The following is a 3,422-nucleotide window of genomic DNA, read 5'->3' on the forward strand; positions in this document are numbered from 1 at the left end:
TGACGGGGCTGAACCCGGCGGCGACGACCCCTGACGAAGGCTCGGCCGGTGGTCCTGGTGTGCCCGCAGACGTTGCTGCCCTGCTTGCCGGCGACCCCGTCACGGTGGCGCCGCGGCTGCTCGGAGCCACCCTGACCACGTGCTCCCCGCAGGGGAAGGTGTCGGTGCGCCTGACCGAGGTCGAGGCCTACCGGGGTGAGGCCGATCCCGGCTCCCACGCCTACCGGGGGAGGACAGCGCGCAACGCCTCCATGTTCGAGGCGGCCGGCGTCGTCTACGTGTACTTCACCTACGGCATGCACTACTGCGTCAATCTCGTGTGCGGACCCCAGGGGCATTCCCGCGCCGTGCTGCTGCGCGGGGGAGAGGTGACCGCTGGACTGGAACTGGCACGCCGCCGTCGGCCGGCGGCCCGCACCGACCGCGAGCTCGCCCGGGGACCGGCGCGCCTGTGTCAGGCGCTCGGGCTGAACCGGGACGACGACGGCGTGCAGCTCGGGCCGACAGGCTCACGGATCAGCCTGGTCCTGCCCGGGCAGGGGCAGCGTCCCGATCCCGCGCGCATCCGGAACGGGCCGCGCACCGGGGTGGCCGGACCGGGCGGCGACGGCGAGCGCTTCCCCTGGCGCTTCTGGCTCGACGGCGAGCCCACGGTCTCTCCCTACAAGCTCGCCCGGCCACGCCGTCGGGGTCGGAGTACGCGATGAGCCCCGCCACCACCCCGCATCCCAACCACTACTGGAACCACAACGCGGCCTTCCACGACGAGCTCGTCGCCGATGCCGCAGGCCGCGGTGGGCGCGGAACATTCGATACCGTCGCCTGCGTGGCGGCCGCCCGGATCCTGCCAGGGGCCCGGATACGTCGTCGCTGCTACTGGCGCTATTCACTGGTGTGGGACCGAGCAATGGAATCAGGCCAATGACCGGTGACCTCCACCCGTTGCCCATGCACGACCTACTGACGATCCTGCGCACCGCGCTGGGGAAGACGCCGGTATGGGCCGCGCAGACCCCCTTCGAGTATGTATGCGGGATCGTGCTGGTACAGAACACGGCCTGGACGAACGTCGAGCGTGCTCTCGCAGCGCTGCGAGAGGTCACCGGTTTCGAAACCGAGCAGTTTCTGCGCTTGACCGACGCGGAACTGACGGCGCTCATCCGGCCGGCCGGCTTTATGCGTGCCAAGTCGCGTTCGCTGCGCGCCTTCGCCGCCTGGATGCTGTCGGCGGATGGAGCCGCCGCTGCAACGCTGGATGACGCTGCCCTGCGCGTCGCGCTGCTGTCCTTGCCCGGTATCGGTCCGGAAAGTGCCGATGTGGCGGCGCTGATGGTCTATGGCAGGCGTCGTTTCATCTTCGACGCCTACGGGCGGCGTCTACTACGGCAGGCCGGCTACGCCGTCGGCCGCGACTACGAGACCACGAGGAAGACTCTGGAAGCCGTCATCGATGCTGAAGGACTCAGCCATGCGGAGCTCGTGGACCTCCACGGGCTGATCCTCGAGGCTGGTAAGCATGCCCGGGCGGCTGGCGGCTGGGAGGTTTACGGCCCCATGATCGGTATAGGCACGGCGTAGTCTCGATAGATCCTGCGTGCCTTCGGAAGGCGGGGCGGGCTCGAAGCGCCGGAAATATAGAGCGCGCATGTCCGTTCTGCTGACACTTCGTCTGGTCGGCTGCACAGCCGTGGCAGACTAGCCCGCGCCGGGCAACCGCCCCGGCCCCGGCCTGCATGCGTCGGGAAAAACAATGGGAAGGCACAGGACCGTGACCGACATCCTGGACGAGCTGCAGTGGCGGGGCCTCATCGCCCAGCACACCGACATCGATGCGCTGCGCGCGGCGCTGGACGCCGGACCGGTCACCTTCTATTGCGGCTTCGACCCGACCGCGCCCTCCCTGCACCACGGCCACCTTGTCGCGGTGAAGGTCATGCGCCACCTGCAGCTGGCCGGTCATCATCCGCTGGCGCTGGTGGGAGGTGCCACCGGGCTCATCGGTGACCCGCGCGCCAAGGGGGAACGCACCCTCAACACCAAGGAAGTAGTCGCCGAATGGGCACAGGGACTGCGGGAGCAACTCGAGCACCTGCTTGACTTCGACGGCGAGAACCCCGCCCGCATTGTCAACAACCTGGACTGGACCGCCCAACTGAGCGCCATCGACTTCCTGCGCGACATCGGCAAGAACTTCCGCATGGGAACCATGCTGTCCAAGGACATCGTGGCGCGGCGGCTGGCCAGCGAGGAGGGCATCTCCTTCACCGAGTTCAGCTACCAGGTCCTCCAGGCCAACGATTACCTCGAGCTGTTCCGCCGCTACGGTTGCACACTCGAAGTGGGCGGCAACGACCAGTGGGGCAATCTGGTCGGCGGTATGGACCTTATCCACAAGGTGGAGGGCCAGACCGTCCATGTCATGACCAACCCACTCATTACCAAGGCCGATGGCACCAAGTTCGGCAAGACCGAGGGCGGAGCCGTCTGGCTCAACCCGGAGCTGCTCAGCCCCTACGCCTTCTACCAGTTCTGGCTGCAGACCGATGATGCCGACGTCGTGCGCTTCCTCAAGGTCTTCACCTTCCTGTCGCGGGAGGAGATCGAAGGCCTCGAGGCAGCCACCGCGGCCAACCCGAAGGCGCGGGAAGCGCAACGTGTCTTGGCCCACGAGGTGACGAGTTGGGTGCACGGTGCGGATGCGACCGCCCAGGCGGAGGCCGCGACGGCGGCACTGTGGGGGAGGGGAGACCTTTCGGAGTTGGACGAGGCGACTCTGGCCGCGGCTACCGCCGATCTGCCGGCGACGAGCTTTGAGGTGGGCACGTCGACGATCGTGGATCTGCTCGTCGGCACTGGTCTGGAACGGGGGCGTAACGCTGCCCGTAAGACCGTGGCGGCGGGAGGCGCTTACCTCAACAACGTCAAGGTGACGGATGAGGACGCACCGGTCGCCGCTGAGCAGTTGCTAGCCGGCGGCGTGGTGCTGGTGCGCAAAGGCAGGCGCAATCTTGCGGCCGCGCGGCGTGCGTGAGCCACGGATCTTTTAAGCGCCTTACCGTGCAACGCGGGCCCGTCGTCAATATGACAAGGCCCGTGCCGGCGGTGACAACAACCTGTGGCTGTTGTCACCGCCGAGCTATTTGACCGATGGTGGTGGGCTCCGTAAAGTATTCCTCCGCCGCCGGTTGCGGGGATATCCCGGAACTGGCGGAACCGAGAACTGAAGAGGCCGCGAACGAGATGGGGATCACCGTTCTCTGGTTTGACCTGACTCAAGCGGTTCGCTAAAGTTCCTCGGGCGCTTCCGAGAAGAAGCATGACGCAGTTAAGCGATGTGGACTCTCGGTGGGTGTGTTGTTTGGGATCTCGATAGTGTGTCGTGTTTGTTTGTTTTGGTTGGTGTTTTGTTTTTTTTTGGGTTT

Annotated in this window: 4 protein-coding genes; all 4 read left to right on the plus strand. The window is 66.5% G+C overall.

All coding sequences use genetic code 11. The features are described from left to right. Positions 1-8: 8 nt before the first annotated feature. The 4 genes from RWX45_RS06745 (at position 9) to tyrS (ending at position 3,031) form a co-directional block, all read left to right on the plus strand. Positions 9-707 carry a DNA-3-methyladenine glycosylase gene (locus tag RWX45_RS06745; protein ID WP_316022980.1) on the plus strand — a complete coding sequence of 233 codons (699 nt, stop codon included), beginning with the start codon at positions 9-11 and terminating at the stop codon, positions 705-707. Next, positions 704-925, plus strand: a complete 222-nt coding sequence (locus RWX45_RS06750; protein WP_316022977.1) for a hypothetical protein — start codon at positions 704-706, stop codon at positions 923-925. The genes RWX45_RS06745 and RWX45_RS06750 overlap by 4 nt, the downstream gene beginning before the upstream one ends. Further along, entirely contained in the window at positions 922-1,578 is a 657-nt protein-coding gene (locus RWX45_RS06755; protein ID WP_316022978.1) for a base excision DNA repair protein, read from the plus strand. Before RWX45_RS06750 ends, RWX45_RS06755 begins: the two co-directional genes overlap by 4 nt. Positions 1,579-1,768: 190 nt before the next feature. Beyond that, a complete protein-coding gene (tyrS, locus tag RWX45_RS06760; RefSeq protein WP_316022979.1) occupies positions 1,769-3,031 on the plus strand; it encodes a tyrosine--tRNA ligase in 1,263 nt (420 codons plus the stop codon). The last annotated feature ends 391 nt before the right edge of the window (positions 3,032-3,422 follow it).

Origin of the sequence: Actinomyces sp. MRS3W (assembly GCF_032465695.1) — a bacterium.
Taxonomy (GTDB): Bacteria; Actinomycetota; Actinomycetes; order Actinomycetales; family Actinomycetaceae; genus Actinomyces.

Coding starts and splice junctions, on each gene's coding strand:
- RWX45_RS06750 (WP_316022977.1), top strand. CDS start 704: ATGAGCCCCGCCACCACCCCGCATCCCAACCACTACTGGAACCACAAC.
- RWX45_RS06755 (WP_316022978.1), top strand. CDS start 922: ATGACCGGTGACCTCCACCCGTTGCCCATGCACGACCTACTGACGATC.